The organism is Streptomyces sp. NPDC049040 (assembly GCF_043197715.1).
Taxonomy (GTDB): domain Bacteria; phylum Actinomycetota; class Actinomycetes; order Streptomycetales; family Streptomycetaceae; genus Actinacidiphila.
Window position 1 is genome coordinate 231,431 of record NZ_JBICTO010000003.1, and the last position, 16,803, is coordinate 248,233.

Here is a 16,803-nt window from a genome sequence, read left to right on the forward strand (position 1 = left end):
CGCGTGGTGCGCCCCGTTCCGCACGTGCCGCAGGGTCAGGACGGGAGCGTCCACTGCTGGTTGGCGCCGCCCGCGCAGGTCCAGATCTGCAGCCGGGTGCCGTTGGCCGAGCTGGGTCCCGTGGCGTCCAGGCACTTGCCGGACTGCGGGTTCACCAGCGTGTTGCCGGTGCCCTTCTGCCAGACCTGGGAGCCGGTGCCGTTGCAGTCGTAGATCTGCACCCTGGTGCCGTTGGCGGTGCCCGCCGCCGCGACGTCCATGCACTTGCCGAGCGCCTGGAGGGTGCTGCCCGAGCCGACGGACCAGTTCTGCGCGGTGGTGCCGTTGCAGTCGTAGAGCTGGACCGCGGTGCCGTTGGCGCTGCTCGCCGCGGCCACGTCGACGCACTTGCCGGCGTATCCGGAGCGAATGGGGCTGCCGCCGCCGGTCGGCGGCGGGGTGGTGCCACCGCCGCCCGTGACCGCGTTGAAGATGGCGGAGAACTGCCAGGCCGACTGCGAGGTGCCGCTGCACCCGCTCTGCGCGGAGCCGCCGTTGGTGGCGCACGCCTTGTCGCGGCCCAGCGCCCAGAAGGAGAGCTCCTGGATGCCGTTGGTCTTGGCGAAGTTCTCCACGTCCTGGGCGTCGGAGGTGGAGAAGACCTCGCTCGAGGTGTCGTTGACCCCGATCATCGGGGTGTTGCCCTCCATCGCCCACAGCTGGGCCGAGGTCTTGGTGTTCCAGATCTGGCCGAGCTGGTTGTGCAGGCCCTGCGCCGCGCTGATGGCGGCGTTGCCCATGTCCATGGCCGACCCGTAGTCCATCGTCATGATGTTGACGAGATTGACGTTCAGGCCGTGGCTCTTGGCGTTGTTCAGCAGGCTCAGGGAGTTGGACTCCAGGCCGCTGGGGTCGACCGGCAGCGTGTACTGCACGTCCAGGCGCTTGCCCTGGGCGGCGTACTGCTGCTGGAGGTCGGCGAGTGCGGTGTTGCGGCGGTCGTTGGCCGCGGTGTTGTTGAGCGCGCTGCCCTCGATGTCGAAGTCGACCCGGGTCAGGTTGAGCCCGTCGATGACCCGCTTGTACTGGGTCTCCAGCGCGGAGACCGACGTACAGGCCAGCGCTTCCTCGGTGCCGGACGCGCCGCCGAAGGACGCGATGACGTCGCCCCCGCCGGCCCGCAGGCTGTTGATGGCGGAGGTCCAGCTCGCGTCGGTGATCGACGTGTCGCCGTTGAAGGTGGCGTTGCAGCCGCCGCCGTCGATGACGAAGGCGAGGGTGAAGTACTTCAGGCCGGTGGCGTTCTTGACGTTGGTCATCGCCGACGGCGAATTCCACACCTCGGCGTAGGGGGCGGCGTACTGCGCGGGGAAGCCGGGCCCTGGGTTGGCGGCGGCGTGCGCGGGGGCGCCGGTGGCGAGCAGCAGGCCTGCTGCCAGTGCGGGCACTGCGGTCAGAGCGCCGAGCGTCTTGAGCTCGATGCGCGGTCTTTGCATGGGGGGAGGCCTTCCGGTTGCGGACAGCCCGGACCGTTGATTCAGGTGAATGAACGGTGGACGCCGACGTGACTGACGGCGCATCGCAGACCGTAGGACTAGACCAATGCCCCGTCAAGACCCCACGTTCAGCAACTGAAGACAAATTCGCGGCGCCCCGGCCCGCGAGCGCACGCAGGCGGTGCCCGCGTTCAGATTTCGAACGCGGGCACCGCCTCTGGCCTGCGGCCCTAGTTGGTGACGTTGATGGTGAAGGTGGAGGTGGTGTTCTGGATGTCCACCGCGTTGTCGCTCTCGTGCAGCCCGTTGATCGTCACGGAGCCGACCGCCGGGCCCTGTCCCGGTTCCGGCTGCGGGTTGGCCCACAGTCCGAAGCCCGACTTGGCGTCGAAGGCGTCACCGCTCTTGTGGGCGCCGGTCACCGACAGGTTGGTGAAGACCGTGTCGCTGATCGGGTTGAGCGAGGTGCTGCCGTTCCACTTGGTCTGGAACATCACGCCCGCATAGGTCGGGTCGGTGATGTCGACGTCGCTGATCCGCAGGCCCTGGAGCTTGTACTCCGCCGAGAAGACCCACAGCGCGGGGAAGGCCTGCTGTCCCCAGAAGTGCCCGCCGTCCCTGGCCAGCGAGATGTTGGAGAAGGTGGTCTGCGGAGAGGACTCGAAGCCGAGCGCCGGGATGCCGCCGAACTGCAGCGACCCGATGGTGATGCCCGGGTAGGTGAGGCTGTCGGCGATGTAGAGGTTGCTGAACTTGTTGCCGCCGCCTCCGTAGACCGCCAGGCCGGCCGCCCGCCAGACGTTCTTCACCGTGAGGTTCTGGAAGGTGTTGTTGGTCTCCTGCTCGTTGGTGTGGTCGATCGCAGGGAAGAGCGCGAAGCTGTCGTCGCCGGTGCTCCTGGCCTCGATGTTGCTGACCGTGTTGCCGCTGCTGCCGTTGGTCAGGTTCACGCCGTCGGCGAAGGTGTCGCGGATCCGCAGATTGGTGATGGTCGAGTTGTCGACGTTCGTGCCCCACACGCCGACGATGGTGTGCTCGATCCACACGTTGTCGATCGTCATGTTGGACACACCGGTCAGGTCCCAGGGCTTGCCGGGGCCGTCGATCCGGCTGGTGTAGTTCCCGAAGATCCCGAAGCCGCTGAACTTGGTACCGCTGGCGGAGGCCAGGAAGCCGGAGTCGGTGTTCTCCTGCCCGGTCGGGGTGTAGAACCGGGTGAACCAGGGGCCCGCGCCGAGCACGTTGATGGCACGGCCGTATACGTTGAACTTGCTGGACGTCTGGTAGTCGCCCGCGGGCAGGTAGACACCGAGCTTGGTGGTGTCCTGCCGCGCGGTGTCCAGCGCGTTCTGCACGTCCTGCTGGGTGAAGCCGGCCGGCACGACGTACTTGGTCGGGTCCGGGTTGGCGATCGCGGTCGCCTGCTCCAGGTCGACGGAGTCGATGTTGTAGTAGGCCGCGGAGTTGGCCGCGTCCTTCTGCAGCCGGATCTTGTGGCCGGCCGGGACGGTCGTCCCGAGCATCACGTTGGCCTCGTCGTAGATGTGCCGCGGGGCGCCGGAGCCGGGCGAGTTGCCGGGGCTGGCCTCGTCGCCGTACAGCCACTCGTACTTCGAGGTGAGGCTGATGGTCTTGAGGAAGGTGCCGTCGACGTAGATGTCAAGGGTCGTCGAGTCGGTGCCGTCCGGGATGTTGAAGCGGGTCACCAGGGTGTTGGTGCTGTTCAGGGTGGTGAACTCGACCGAGGACCCGTTCGATGCCAGGTGCACGGCCTTGCGGCCCGACGCCTCACCGGCGGGGTCGCCGATGGTGCGGTTCGGTCCGAGCACCGTCGCACCGCCGGCCAGCACACCGGACTCGGCCTCGTAGGTGTCGTAGGGCATGTTGGCGCCGCGGCCCACGAACAGCGACTGGTTGCTGGTGTTGTTGGCCTGCTTGATCGACAGCTCGTTGGCGTCGGCGGCGATCACGGTCTTCACCGTGTACTTGCCGTTCGCCGCGGTCCAGCTGCCCAGGCTGACCGGGCTGGTGGTGGCCCCGGCCGCGATGGTGCCGCTGTAGGAGCCGGTGAGCGTCTTCACGACGTTGCCCGTGGTGGCGTCCGCGACGGTCAGCGTGACGTTGTGCGCGCCGGACGCGGAGGCGACGGTGCCCTGGTTCTTGATGGCCACCGAGAAGGCGACGTTGTTGCCCGCCGACGGGTTGCCCGGCGACCAGGCGACCGGCGAGGCGACCAGGTCGGAGGTGTCGACCGGCCGGACCACCAGGGCGGTGGGGTTGGTGTAGGAGTTGTTGGTCTCGTTCTGCTCGACGACCGTGTTGGCCTCGTCCACCTTCGCGGTCAGCTGGTAGCTGCCCGCGTCCTTGGCGCCGATGCCGGCCGTCACCGTGGTGCTCGCGCCGGCGGCCAGTGCCCCGACGCTCGCGGTGCCGACCTTGACGGTGCCGAGGTAGAGGTTGACGCTGCTGGCCGGCGAGGCGTTGGTGCCGGCGTTCTTCACCGTCGCGCTGAGCGTGATCGGGTCGGTCTCCACCGGCGCGGTGGGCGACGCGGTCAGCCCGGTCACCGTGAGGTCGGGGTTCGGCCCCGGCACGCCGATGACCTGGAGCTCGGCGGCCTGGCCGCCGCCCGCACCGGAGTTGTTGCTGAAGATCAGCCGGACGTCGGCGACCCGCGAGGTGACCGGGATGGACACCGAGTTGCCGGAGGCCGGGTCGAAGGAGTAGCTCTTGGGCGCGACCAGCTGGGTGAAGCCGCTCGCGCTCTGCTCGCGGCCCTGGACCTCGATGGTCTGGGTGCGCGCACCCCAGGCGCTGCTGGGGTTGAGCTTGACCGCCACGGAGCTGGTGTCGACGTTGGAGCCCAGCGAGACGGTCAGCGAGCTGGTGCCGGTGCCCTCCCAGTAGGTGTTGAGGTCGTCGTCGTCCGCGTTGGCCGCGACGAAGTTCAGCACCGTGGAGGACGCGGTGATCGGCTTGCCCACCGCCTGGTTGGTGCCGCCGGTGGGCGGCGTGGTGCCGTTGCGGGTCACCGTGTTGCTGTTGCCCGACTCGTTGCCCGCCGCGTCGATCGCGCGCACGAAGTAGGCGACGGTCGCGGTGGCCGGCTGGTTGTCGGTGTAGGTGAGGGTGCTGCCGCCGGTCGTGGCGATCTTGCTGCCGTTGGCGAAGACCTCGTAGCCGGTGACGGCCGTGTTGTCGCTCGACGCGCTCCAGGTCAGCTTGATCTGGCCGGAGGCGGGCTGGGTGTACGCCAGGTTCGCCGGCGCGGTGGGCGCCTGCGTGTCGCCCGACGTGCCGGTGCGGGTGACGGTGTTGCTGTTCGGCGACTGGTTGCCCGCCGCGTCCTTGGCCCGCACGTAGTACGACACCGTCGCGGTGGCGGGCTGGCTGTCGGTGTACGTCAGCACGTTGCCCGCGACCGAGGTGCGCAGCTGGCCGTTGGCGTAGACGTCGTAGCCCGTCACACCGGTGTCGTCGGTCGAGGCGCTCCAGGTCAGCTTGATCTGGCCGGAGGCGGGCTGGGTGTACGCCAGGTTCGCCGGCGCCGAGGGGGCGGTGACGTCACCGGTGGCCGGGCCGTACACCTCGAACTCGGATATCTGGCCGGCCGGCCAGCCGGTGTTGCCGGTGATGTTCAGCCGGACGTACCGGGTGGTGGCGGTGTTGAAGGTGATGGTCACCGTGTTGCCGCTGGACGGGTTGAAGGTGTAGCCCGTGGACGCGACCAGGTCGTTGAAGGTCGAGCCGTCGTTGCTGCCCTGGACGGCGAGCGTCTCGGTGCGGGTCGCCCACGAGGTGGCGGGCGGCAGCTTCAGCACCACCTTGTTGACCGGCACCCCGGAGCCCAGGTCGACGCGCAGCCACTGCGGGAAGGCGTTGTTGGCGCTCTCCCAGTAGGAGTTGGCATTGCCGTCGACCGCGTTGCCCGAGCCGTAGACGTCGGCGTGGCCGGACTCGGCGGTGGGCTTGCCCGCGGCGAGGTTGTCGGTGGCGGCCGCGGCTGCCTGCACGGTCATCTCGGACAGCTGTGCGGTCTTGCCCGCCGAGTTCGCGGACACGTCGGCGCGCAGGTAGCGCGCCTTGGTGGCCGGGAAGGCGATCGTGACCGTGTTGCCCTTGGCCGGAGTGAAGGTGTACGCCGCCGAGCCGACCACCGTGGAGAACAGCGTGCCGTCCTCGCTGGCCTGGAGCGACAGCGTCTCGGTGCGCGCATTCCAGGAGGCCGGCACCTTGAGCTGCACCTTGTCGACCAGGGTGCTGCTGCCCAGGTTCACCTGGGCCCACTGGGGCAGGGCGCTGCCCGAGCTCTCCCAGTAGGTGGCCTGGTCGCCGTCGTTGAGCCGGTCGGCGGAATTCCCGCCGCTGGTGCTGCTGGCCGAGGCCGCCTTGCCGACGGCAAGGTCCGGCACTCCCGCGGCCACGGCGGGCAGGGCGGAACCGCCCAGCAGCAGCAGGCTGCCGGACACCACCCCCGCCAGCAGCCGTGGGATCGAGCGCTTCGTTCTCATAACGTCCCTCTGTGTCGTGTGGGGAAGATCAGGGGAAGGGCGAGACGGGCTATCCGAAACGTGCGGGATGAACATCTGTTGTTGCGCTCATCCCATGCAGATCCATCGTTCTTCTGCTCATTATTTGCGTGCGTGTTGGCAGAGTGTTACAGACGCGCTACGGCGGCGTCTACGCCTCGGAAGGCAACGATTCGCGTGCGGGCACGGGAAGTCGGCCCGGCGGGCCGGCGCGCGAGGCGCCGGGCGGCGGCAGATGGGCGGGAGAGCGGTTTCCGGACCGCCCGGCCGGTTACTTGAAGGCTTCGCGGACCGCCGCGGACGAACGCCGGTAGACCCCGCTGTCGTCGAGCCGGCGCTTGATCATCGCCAGCCTGGGGTGCCGCTTGCTCATCTCGCTGCCGTACCGGTCCAGCTCCTCCACCAGGCGCTCGGAGCGCTTCTCCACCGCCAGCTCGTCCAGGATCCGGTCCACCTCGGCCAGCAGGGCGCCGTGCAACTGCCACTGCCTGGGGTGCTGCTGCACGCTGAACAGCAGCAGGTCGGCGATCCGGTCCCGGCTCAGCGCGCTGTCGGCGAGCGCCTGCGCGAGCCGCTCCTCGGCGGCCTGCGCGTTGGCCGCCACCTGGCTGGTGATCAGCACCGCGAAGCTCTCGATCGCATACGCGACGTGATCGAACAGCTCCTCCAGCCGGCCGGCCACCTCGTCGGGGAACAGCGGCTCGTCGGTGCGGTGCTTGGCGAGGTCGGTGAGCGTACGCGACATCACCCGGAGCACCACGGCGCAGATCTCCAGGGTGTCCAGACCGGTCCGCAGCACGATCCGGGAGAGCGCTCCCTCGCGCACCCGCGGATTCCAGCGCAGGCTGTCCTCGGCCTGTCGCAGCGAGGCGTCCACCTCGACGATGTCGTGGTCGACGCGGCGCGCCTCGTGCAGCCGGGCGGCGGCGCGCTCGACCGGCAGGTTCCCCGCGACCTCTCCGCCGATGTCCCTGAACAGCCTGCCCATCCGGCGGGCCAGTGACTCGATCGACCCGCCCGCGGACTGCACCCACACCGGCGGGGCGAGCAGGTTGAACAGCAGGCCGACCAGGGCCCCGATGAGCGTCTCGTAGATCCGGTCCCAGGCGGTGTTGGCGACCTGCGTCACCCCGAGCACCAGCATCGCGCTGATCGCCACCTCGATCTCGAAGTCGCCGGCCCGCACGAACCGGCCGATCAGCAGCGAGGTCAGGATGATCAGGCCGAGGCTCCACCAGGTCAGCCCCACCAGCCAGGTGAAGCCGATGGCGATCAGCACACCCGCGACCACCGCGTTGACCCGGTTGATGCCGGTCTTGAGGGTGGAGTAGAGCGTCACCTGGACCACGAGCAGCGCGGTGAGCGGCGCGGTCAGCGGCGCCGGGTTCGGCAGCAGCCACACCGCCACGACATAGGAGATGACGGCTGCCGCGGTGGAGCGCAGGATCTGCGCGGCGACCGGCTCCGCGGTCCACCGGACGAGCTTGACCATGGGTTCTGGTACGTCGGGCATCCCATGACCTTTCCCGCTCCGGGCGTTCTCACCTGCCCGGCACAGCCTAGGCACGATGTGCCGGGCAAGGCGGCGCGGCGCGTCGGGGGACGGCGGGTTCACACCCCCGGCGCCACCGGCGACGGCGTGGCCGACGGCGCGTCAAGACCTTGCACTCAGCGATATCCGGCATAACTCGTCTATGCGGGCAAGGAGTTCACTGATCGTTCGGAGGTCGACGGCAAGCCGGAACGCCCCGAAACAGTAGTACCAATCTCGTTCACTTTCTTGACGTGTCAGCAACAGCGCCGTAATCATCACAGCAACCAGAGAGCGCTCTCACACGCACCCAGGAGACGCCGTGACCGGCAACCCCCCACCTCTGTCCAGACGCATCCCCCGCTCCCTCGTCTTCGCGTTCGTCGCCGCCGTGCTCGCGGCGTTCGCGCTCGCGGTCACCCAGAGCCAGGCCAAGGCCGCAGGCACCCTGCTGTCCCAGGGCAGGACCGCCACCGCCTCCTCGACCGAGAACGGCGGGACACCCGCCTCGGCCGCCGTCGACGGCAACACCGGCACCCGCTGGTCCAGCGCCGCCGCCGACCCGCAGTGGCTCCAGGTCGACCTCGGCTCGACCGCCGACCTGACCCAGGTCACCCTGAACTGGGAGACCGCCTACGCCAAGGCCTACCAGATCCAGACCTCGGCCAACGGCACCACCTGGACCAGCGTCTACTCCACCACCACGGGAGCAGGCGGCAACGAGACACTCACCGTAAACGGTTCCGGGCGCTATGTCCGGATCTACACGACGCAGCGCGCCACCCAGTACGGCGTCTCGCTCTGGGAGTTCCAGGTCTACGGCAACACCGGCACCGGGACCGGGACCTGCAGCACCACCAACGCGGCGCTCAACAAGACCGCGACCGCCTCCTCGACGGAGAACGCAGGCACCCCCGCCTCCGCGGCGGTGGACGGCAACACCGGCACCCGCTGGTCCAGCGCCGCCGCCGACCCGCAGTGGCTCCAGGTCGACCTCGGCTCCTCGCAGAACATCTGCGGCGTCCAGCTCAGTTGGGAGGCCGCGTACGCCAAGGCCTACCAGATCCAGGTCTCGGCCAACGGCACCACCTGGACCAACGCGTACTCCACCACGACAGGGCCCGGCGCCACCGAGCTGATCACGCTGACCGGCACCGGCCGCTACGTCCGGGTGTACGGCACCCAGCGCGCCACCCAGTACGGCTACTCGCTGTGGGAGTTCCAGATCTTCACCGGCGGCTCCGGCGGCAACGGCGGCACCACCAACGGCGGTACCACCGGCGGCACCACCACTCCCCCGCCGGACGGCGCGACACTGCTGTCGTACAACAAGCCCGCGACCTCCTCGACGTACCAGAACGCCAACAGCTGCACCGGCTGCACCCCGGCCAAGGCCTTCGACGAGGACCCGGCGACCCGCTGGGCGACCAGCGACACCAACGGCTGGGTGGACCCGGGCTGGATCGCGGTCGACCTCGGCGCGACCGCGCACATCACCAAGGTCGTCCTGCAGTGGGACCCGGCCTACGCGGTGGCCTACCAGATCCAGACCTCGCCCGACGGCAGCAACTGGACCCCCATCTACTCCACCACCACGGGCAAGGGCTTCAAGGAGACCCTGAACGTGGACGGCAACGGCCGCTACGTGCGGATGTACGGCACCGCGCGCAGCAACGGCTACGGCTACTCGCTGTGGACCTTCGACGTCTACGGCACCGGCGGCAACCCCACCGCGCCGCCGGCCCTGCCGCCGAACCCGGGCAACCCCGAGCACCTGGTGTGGAGCGACGAGTTCAACGGCGCCGCCGGCACCAAGCCGGACACCGCCAAGTGGACCCAGGACGTCGGCGGCGGCCAGAACGGCGAGCTGGAGTACTACACCAACGGCAACAACACCACGATGGACGGCGCGGGCAACCTCGTCATCGAGGCGAGGAAGGAGACCGTCGAGGGCCACCAGTACACCTCGGGCCGGATCAACACCTCGGACCACTTCAACTTCACCTACGGGCACGTCGAGGCCCGGATCAAGGTGTCCGGCACGCAGGGCCTGTGGCCCGCGTTCTGGATGCTGGGGTCCAACTTCAAGACCGGCACCCCGTGGCCGAACTCCGGCGAGATCGACATCATGGAGCACGTCGGCAAGGTCGCGGACTCGGTCTACTCCACGCTGCACGCCCCCGCCTACAACGGCGGCAACGGCTACGGCTCCCCCTACACCCTGGCGGGCTCCGACTTCGCGTCGGACTTCCACACCTACGCGGTGGACTGGGACTCCAGCCACATGACCTTCTCGGTGGACGGCCACGCCTTCTTCACCGCCGACAAGGCCACCGTGGAGTCCACCCGCGGCCCCTGGGTGTACGACCACCCGTTCTACATCATCCTCAACAACGCGGTAGGCGGTGACTGGCCCGGCGCACCGGACGCCAGCACGGTCTTCCCGCAGCGCATGCTGGTCGACTACGTGCGCGTCTCGCAGTAACGCACCACCCCCGGATGCCCGGGTCCCACGCAGCACGGGACCCGGGCATCCGCCCTCCCCCCACCACGTCCGGCGGCCGCCCGTGCGCCGGGTGAGAGAGGCGATGTCCCCATGCTGCAAGCCTCGTTCGGCGCTCCCCCACCCCTTCGGCGACGGCGGCCCACCGCCGCACGGTCCCGGCTCGCCGCCGTCGTCGGCTTCTTCCTCGTCGTCGCGCTGGCCCTGGTGGCCACGCCGAGGATCGCGCACGCCGCCGATCCTGTGCTGCTCTCCCAGGGCAAGGCGGCCACCGCGTCATCCACCGAGAACGCCGGCACGCCCGCCTCGGCCGCGGTCGACGGCGACGCCGGCACCCGCTGGTCCAGCGCGTTCGGCGACCCGCAGTGGCTCCAGGTCGACCTCGGCTCCTCGCAGCCGATCAGCAAGGTCGTACTGAACTGGGAGGCCGCCTACGCGACCGGCTTCCGCGTCCAGGTGTCGGACAACGCCGCCGCCTGGACCGACGTCTACACCACCACGACCGGCACCGGCGGCATCCAGACGCTGAACGTCACCGGCACCGGCCGCTACGTCCGGGTGTACGGCACCGCGCGCGCCACCGCCTACGGCTACTCCCTGTGGGAGTTCCAGGTCTGGGGCGGCTCCGGCGGCACCCAGCCGACCGGGTGCGGCAACACCGCCTCGGCGATCGGCAGGCCCGCGACCGCGTCCTCGACCGAGAACGCCGGCACCCCCGCCTCCGCCGCCTTCGACGGCGACCCCGGTACCCGCTGGTCGAGCGCGGCCGCGGACCCGCAGTGGGTCCAGGTCGACCTCGGCTCCTCGCAGGCGGTCTGCGGGGTCTCCCTGACCTGGGAGGCGGCGTACGCGAAGGCGTTCCAGATCCAGGTCTCGGACAACGGCAGCACCTGGAACACCGTCTACTCCACCACGGCAGGCGCAGGCGGCACCGAGACGCACTCCTTCACCGCGACCGGCCGCTACGTGCGGATGTACGGCACCGTCCGTGCGACGCAGTGGGGCTACTCGCTGTGGGACTTCACCGTGCTCACCCCCGGTACCACCACGACGCCGCCCGGCGGCGGCAACGGCGACTGCCCGTGGGTGGGTTCGACCGCCCCGGTGGCCACCCGGGTGGCCCAGCTGCTGGCGCAGATGACGCAGGCGCAGAAGATCCAGATGCTGCACGGCACCGGAGCCAGCTCGCCCTACATCGGCGACACCGCCGCGATCCCGTCGCTGTGCATCCCGGCGATGGGCTTCCACGACGGGCCGAGCGGGGTCGGCGACGGCTTCGGCGGGGTGACCCAGCTGCCGTCCGCCGTGTCGTCGGCGGCGACCTGGGACACCGCTCTCCAGAAGAGCTACGGCACCGTCGCGGGCGCCGAGTTCGCCGGCAAGGGCGCGGACGTGGCGCTCGGCCCGACGATGAACATCGTGCGCGACCCGCGCTGGGGCCGGGCCTTCGAGACCTACAGCGAGGACCCGTACCTGAGCGCCCAGATGGCCACCGCGAGCATCCAGGGCATCCAGAGCCAGGGCGTGATGGCCGAGGCCAAGCACGTGGCGGTCTACAACCAGGAGACCAACCGCAACGGGCCGCAGGACAACGCGATCGTCGACCAGCGCACCCTGCAGGAGATCTACTTCCCGGCCTTCCAGGCCGCGGTGAGCAAGGGCGCGTCGGCATCGGTGATGTGCGCCTACTCCACGGTCAACGGCGTCTACGCCTGCCAGAACGCGAACCTGCTGAACAACGCGCTCTACCAGCAGGCCGGTTTCGGCGGCTTCGTCACCAGCGACTGGGGCGGCGCGCACTCCACGGTCGACTCGGCGAACAACGGCATGACCATCGAGATGCCGGGCGGCTACTTCTACGCCGACTTCCTGGCCCAGGCGCTCGCCAACGGCACCGTCAGCCAGGCGACGCTGAACACGATGGTCAGCCGGGTGCTCACGCCGATGTTCGCGTTCGGCGTCTTCGAGAAGCACAAGACAGGTGACCGCAACTCGGTGGTGACCAGCGCGGCGCACCAGGCCACCGCACGGCAGGTCGCCGAGCAGGGCTCGGTGCTGCTCAAGAACAGCGGTGTGCTGCCGCTTTCCGGCGCCGGCGCCTCCTCCATCGCGGTGATCGGCCCGGACGGCGGCGCCGGTGTGCGCAGCGTCGGCGGAGGCAGCGCCACGGCGACGAGTTCCGGTACGAAGGCGCCGATCGACGCGATCAAGGCCAGGGCGGGCGCGGGTGCCACGGTGACGTACAACGACGGCACGGACGTCAACGCCGCTGTGAACGCGGCCCGTTCTGCGAGCGTGGCGGTGGTGTGCGTCGGCTACGGCGAGAACGAGGGCGCCGACCTGGCAAGCATCGACCTGCCCAACTCGCAGAACCAGCTGATCCAGCAGGTCGCCGCGGCCAACCCCAACACGGTCGTGGTGCTCAACACCGGTTCCGCGGTCACCATGCCGTGGCTCGGGCAGGTCAAGGGCGTGATCGAGGAGTGGTACGCCGGCCAGGAGGTCGGCAACTCCCTTGCCGCACTGCTGTTCGGCGACGTCAACCCGTCCGGCAAGCTGCCGGTGACCTTCCCCGCGTCGCTGAACGACGTGCCGGCGCACACCGCGGCCCAGTGGCCGGGCAACGGCAACGTGCAGTACAGCGAGGGCCTCAAGGTCGGCTACCGCTGGTACGACGCGCAGAACATCGCCCCGCTGTTCCCCTTCGGGTACGGCCTGTCGTACACCAGCTTCGGCTTCTCGGGCTTGCAGGTGGGTGCGCTGGACGGCAGCGGCAACGCCACGGTGAGCGCGACCGTCACCAACACCGGCAGCCGGGCCGGGGCGGAGATCGCCCAGCTCTACGTCGGTGATCCGGCATCCACGGGTGAGCCCGCCAAGCAGCTCAAGGGCTTCCAGCGGGTGGACCTGCAGCCGGGGGCGAGTGCGAAGGTGACCTTCACGGTGACCGCGCACGATCTGGCGTACTGGAACACCGCTGCCGGCAACTGGACGACGCCGGCCGGTGGTTACCAGATCATGGTCGGCGACTCGTCACGGAATCTGCCGCTGACCGGGACGCTGAACGTGGCCACCGCGATGAGCGCGAAGACGGTCGGCGCGGCGGCCACCGCGGCGGCCTCGGTCACCGTGGCGAACCCGCACGGCATGAGCAGCCCGGCGGGCACCCCGGTGCGGCTGGCGGTCACCGCGAAGGCGACCGGCGGCGGCATCCCGGTCTTCACCGCCACCGGGCTGCCGGACGGTCTGGCCATCGGCGCGGACGGGGTGATCTCGGGGACCCCGAAGGCGAAGGGCACGAGCACGATCAGCGTGACGGCTTCCGACGGGCAGGGCGCGGCGGACACCGCGACCTTCGTCTGGACGGTCAGCTGACGGACCGGCCCGGGGCTCGATGCGCCCCGGGCCCCGACGATTCTGCCTCCCCATGGGTGAACACGACTCCCCGTGGGGAGGCAGATGTACATGACAATGCTGTGGCGCGCGGGATCAGCGGCCGTACCAGACGGTGGTGGCGTTGCAGAACTCGCGGATGCCGTGCTCGGACAGCTCACGGCCGTAGCCGGAGCGCTTCACGCCGCCGAAGGGCAGCGCCGGGTGCGACGCGGTCATGCCGTTGAAGAACACCCCGCCCGCCTGCAGGTCGCGCACGAAGCGCCGCTGCTCGTCCTCGTCGGTGGTCCACACGTTGGAACTCAGGCCGAAGGGCGTGTCGTTGGCCAGCGCCACGGCGGCGTCCAGATCCGGCACCCGGTAGAGGGTGGCGACCGGGCCGAACGCCTCCTCGCGGTGGATGCGCATCTCCTCGGTGATCCCGGTGAGCACGGTCGGCTCGTAGTACCAGCCGGGCGGCAGCGCCTTGGGGCGGCGGGCCCCGCACAGCGCCTCGGCCCCGCGGCCGAGCGCGTCCTCGACCAGCTCCTCCAGGTCGGCCCTGCCCTGCTCGGTGGCCAGCGGGCCGACATCGGTGGACGGCGTCGTCGGATCGCCGACCCGCAGGGCGCTCATCGCCCGGGTGAAGCGCTCGGCGAACTCGTCGTGGACGTCGGTGTGGACGATGAAGCGCTTGGCGGCGATACAGGACTGGCCGTTGTTCTGCACCCTGGCGGTGACCGCCACCTGGACCGCACGGTCCAGGTCGGCGGCGGCCGACGGCATCACCACGAAGGGGTCGCTGCCGCCGAGTTCCAGCACCGTCTTCTTCACCTCGTCGCCCGCCACCGAGGCGACCGCACGGCCCGCGCCCTCGCTGCCGGTGAGGGTCGCGGCCGCCACCCGCGGGTCGCGCAGCACGTCCTCGATGGCGCCGGAGCCGACCAGCAGGGTCTGGAAGCAGCCCTCGGGAAAGCCGGCGCGATGGAAGAGGTCGCCGAGGTAGAGCGCGGTCTGCGGGACGTTGGAGGCGTGCTTGAGCAGGCCGACGTTGCCGGCCATCAGCGCGGGCGCGGCGAATCTGACCACCTGCCAGAGCGGGAAGTTCCACGGCATCACCGCGAGCACCACGCCGAGCGGCCGGTAGCGGACGTACGCCCGGACCGCACCGCTGTCCTCGACGTCGGCGGCGTCCGGGTGCTCGTCGGCGAGCAGGGCCTCGGCCCGGGCTGCGTACCAGCGCATCGCCTTGGCGCACTTGGCCGCCTCCGCGCGGGCCGAGACCAGCGTCTTGCCCATCTCGGTGGTCATGGTGCGGGCGATCTCGTCCCGCTCCTTGTCGAGCAGGTCGGCGGCGGCGCCCAGCAGCCGGGCCCTGGTGCCGAAGTCGGTCTCGCGCCAGCTGCGGAAGGTCCTCTCCGCGGTGGCGATCCGCGCTTCGATACCGTCCGCGCCGAGCGCGTCGAAGGTACGGACCGTCTCCCCGGTCGCGGGGTTCACGGTGGCGATCGGCATGGTGCTCCTCCTCGTGCCGCGGGCCGGCCGGGCGGGCGCGCGGGCCGGGCGCCCACGAGGCGCGGGTACCCGCGCCGGCCGTGTCCATGCGGCTCCGCCGCCATCCTGCCCCGGGCCGCCGCGCGCGGCGGCGGCGCTGCGCCCGGGTACCGGCACACGGCACCCGCCCGGCGCAACCCGGCGCTCCGCCGCTGCCCCGTCCGGGTGATCCCGCGCCGGGCGGGCCGCCGCCGGACGCCTGCTGACCTGGAGCGTTCATCCGCCGGTAACGCCCGCCTCACCAGCCACACGTTCTACGCGCGCAGAATCGTTCTCCGCACCCCACCCACCGCCCCACATGGAGGTTGACGGATGCCTGGTCCACGCATGTCCCGCAGCAGGATCGCCCTCGGCGCGACCGCGGCACTGGGCGTGATCGCCCTTGCCGCAGCAGGCGTCGCCACCGGCAGCGCGCAGGCCGCGCCGGCCGGCTCCGCCGCCCCCGCCGCGGCCGGCACCCACCGGGTGCTGTTCGACAACACCAAGGCGGAGACGGCAGGCAACGCCGACTGGATCATCAGCACCAGCCAGCCCGACCCGCTCGGCCAGGACTCCACGCCGAACTCCGAGACCGACTGGACCGGCGCGCTGTCCTCGTGGGGCGTGGCCCTGCAGAAGGCCGGCGGCTACAGCCTCGCCACCCTGCCCACCGGCCGGACCATCACCTACGGCAGCACCTCCAACGCCCAGGACCTGAGCAACTTCGACACCTTCGTGCTGACCGAGCCCAACGTGAAGCTCAGCGCCGCGGAGAAGACCGCGGTGATGACCTTCGTCAAGAACGGCGGCGGCCTCTTCCTGATCTCCGACCACGACAACAGCGACCGCAACAACGACGGCTGCGACTCCCCGTGCGTGATCAACGACCTGCTGACCAGCAACGGCGTCGACAACACCGACCCGTTCGGCTTCTCCGTCGACCTGCTGGACATCAGCACCGACAACCCCCGCGCGGTCAGCAGCGGTTCCGACCCGGTGCTGCACGGCCCGTTCGGCACGGTCACCGGATCCATCCTGCGTGACGGCACCACCTTCACCCTCAAGCCGGCCGACAACCCGAACGTCAAGGGCCTGCTCTACCGCGCCGGTTCCTCGGGCAACAGCGGCGCCTTCTTCGCCACCAGCACCTTCGGCAGCGGCCGGGTGGCGATCTGGGGCGACAGCTCGCCGGTCGACGACGGCACGGGGCAGTCCGGGAACACGCTCTACGACGGCTGGAACGACCCGGCGGGCACCGACGCGGCACTGGCGCTCAACGCCACCGCCTGGCTGGCGGGTTCGGGCAGCGGCACACCGCCCACCACCCCGCCGACCACCTCCACCGGCGGCACCACCGGTGGCGGCGGCAACTGCACCGCCCGCCAACTGCTCGCCAACCCCGGCTTCGAGTCGGGAAGCTCCTCGTGGTCCGCGAGCAGCGGGGTGATCAACAACGACGGCAGCGAGGCCGCGCACAGCGGCTCCTACAAGGCCTGGCTCGACGGTTACGGCACCGCGACCACCGACACGCTCTCCCAGCCGGTGGCCCTCCCGTCCGGCTGCGCCGCCCGCTTCACCTTCTGGCTGCACGTCGACACCGCGGAGACCGGCAGCACCGCGTACGACACCCTCAAGGCGCAGGTGCTGAACTCCTCGGGCACCGTGCTGAGCACCCTGGCCACGTACACCAACCTCAACGCGGGCTCCGGCTACACCCAGCGCTCCTTCGACCTGAGCGGGTACGCCGGGCAGAACGTCACGCTGAAGTTCACCGGGACCGAGGGCTCCAAGCTCCAGACGTCCTTCGTCATCGACGACACCGCGCTCACCGTCGGCTGACCGCCCGCCTCCCGCCGGCCG

At 70.3% G+C, this 16,803-nt stretch carries 7 protein-coding genes; 3 read left to right on the plus strand and 4 right to left on the minus strand.

Annotated elements, in window-relative coordinates; translation table 11 throughout:
• Positions 1 to 35 precede the first annotated feature (35 nt).
• From ACGFMP_RS10295 to ACGFMP_RS10305, 3 genes are all read right to left on the minus strand, one after another.
• Entirely contained in the window at positions 36 to 1,475 is a 1,440-nt protein-coding gene (locus tag ACGFMP_RS10295; RefSeq protein ID WP_393671608.1) for a ricin-type beta-trefoil lectin domain protein, read from the minus strand.
• A gap of 230 nt (positions 1,476 to 1,705) precedes the next feature.
• Complete coding sequence (locus ACGFMP_RS10300) at positions 1,706 to 5,986, minus strand: discoidin domain-containing protein (RefSeq protein ID WP_393671609.1); 4,281 nt, start codon at positions 5,984 to 5,986, stop codon at positions 1,706 to 1,708.
• A gap of 289 nt (positions 5,987 to 6,275) precedes the next feature.
• Positions 6,276 to 7,517 carry an FUSC family protein gene (locus ACGFMP_RS10305; RefSeq protein WP_393671610.1) on the minus strand — a complete coding sequence of 414 codons (1,242 nt, stop codon included), beginning with the start codon at positions 7,515 to 7,517 and terminating at the stop codon, positions 6,276 to 6,278.
• Positions 7,518 to 7,890: 373 nt separating this feature from the next.
• Here ACGFMP_RS10305 and ACGFMP_RS10310 point away from each other — a divergent pair, with 373 nt between their 5' ends.
• Together ACGFMP_RS10310 and ACGFMP_RS10315 are read left to right on the plus strand one after the other, a co-directional pair.
• Positions 7,891 to 10,020: a discoidin domain-containing protein gene (locus ACGFMP_RS10310; protein WP_393672132.1), complete on the plus strand. Its 2,130-nt coding sequence runs from the start codon at positions 7,891 to 7,893 to the stop codon at positions 10,018 to 10,020.
• A 111-nt stretch (positions 10,021 to 10,131) separates the two neighbouring features.
• Entirely contained in the window at positions 10,132 to 13,413 is a 3,282-nt protein-coding gene (locus ACGFMP_RS10315; protein WP_393671611.1) for a glycoside hydrolase family 3 C-terminal domain-containing protein, read from the plus strand.
• Positions 13,414 to 13,527: 114 nt separating this feature from the next.
• Here ACGFMP_RS10315 and ACGFMP_RS10320 read toward each other — a convergent pair whose 3' ends face one another.
• Complete coding sequence (locus ACGFMP_RS10320; protein WP_393671613.1) at positions 13,528 to 14,925, minus strand: NADP-dependent succinic semialdehyde dehydrogenase; 1,398 nt, start codon at positions 14,923 to 14,925, stop codon at positions 13,528 to 13,530.
• A gap of 351 nt (positions 14,926 to 15,276) precedes the next feature.
• Between ACGFMP_RS10320 and ACGFMP_RS10325 the strand changes: the two genes are divergently transcribed.
• On the plus strand, positions 15,277 to 16,782 hold the full coding sequence (locus ACGFMP_RS10325) for a hydrolase (RefSeq protein ID WP_393671615.1): 1,506 nt from the start codon (positions 15,277 to 15,279) through the stop codon (positions 16,780 to 16,782).
• The last annotated feature ends 21 nt before the right edge of the window (positions 16,783 to 16,803 follow it).

Excerpts from the sequence above, each read along its gene's own strand:
- ACGFMP_RS10325 (WP_393671615.1), top strand. The coding sequence starts at position 15,277 with ATGCCTGGTCCACGCATGTCCCGCAGCAGGATCGCCCTCGGCGCGACC.
- ACGFMP_RS10295 (WP_393671608.1), bottom strand. The coding sequence starts at position 1,475 with ATGCAAAGACCGCGCATCGAGCTCAAGACGCTCGGCGCTCTGACCGCA.
- ACGFMP_RS10315 (WP_393671611.1), top strand. The coding sequence starts at position 10,132 with ATGCTGCAAGCCTCGTTCGGCGCTCCCCCACCCCTTCGGCGACGGCGG.
- ACGFMP_RS10320 (WP_393671613.1), bottom strand. The coding sequence starts at position 14,925 with ATGCCGATCGCCACCGTGAACCCCGCGACCGGGGAGACGGTCCGTACC.
- ACGFMP_RS10300 (WP_393671609.1), bottom strand. The coding sequence starts at position 5,986 with ATGAGAACGAAGCGCTCGATCCCACGGCTGCTGGCGGGGGTGGTGTCC.
- ACGFMP_RS10305 (WP_393671610.1), bottom strand. The coding sequence starts at position 7,517 with ATGCCCGACGTACCAGAACCCATGGTCAAGCTCGTCCGGTGGACCGCG.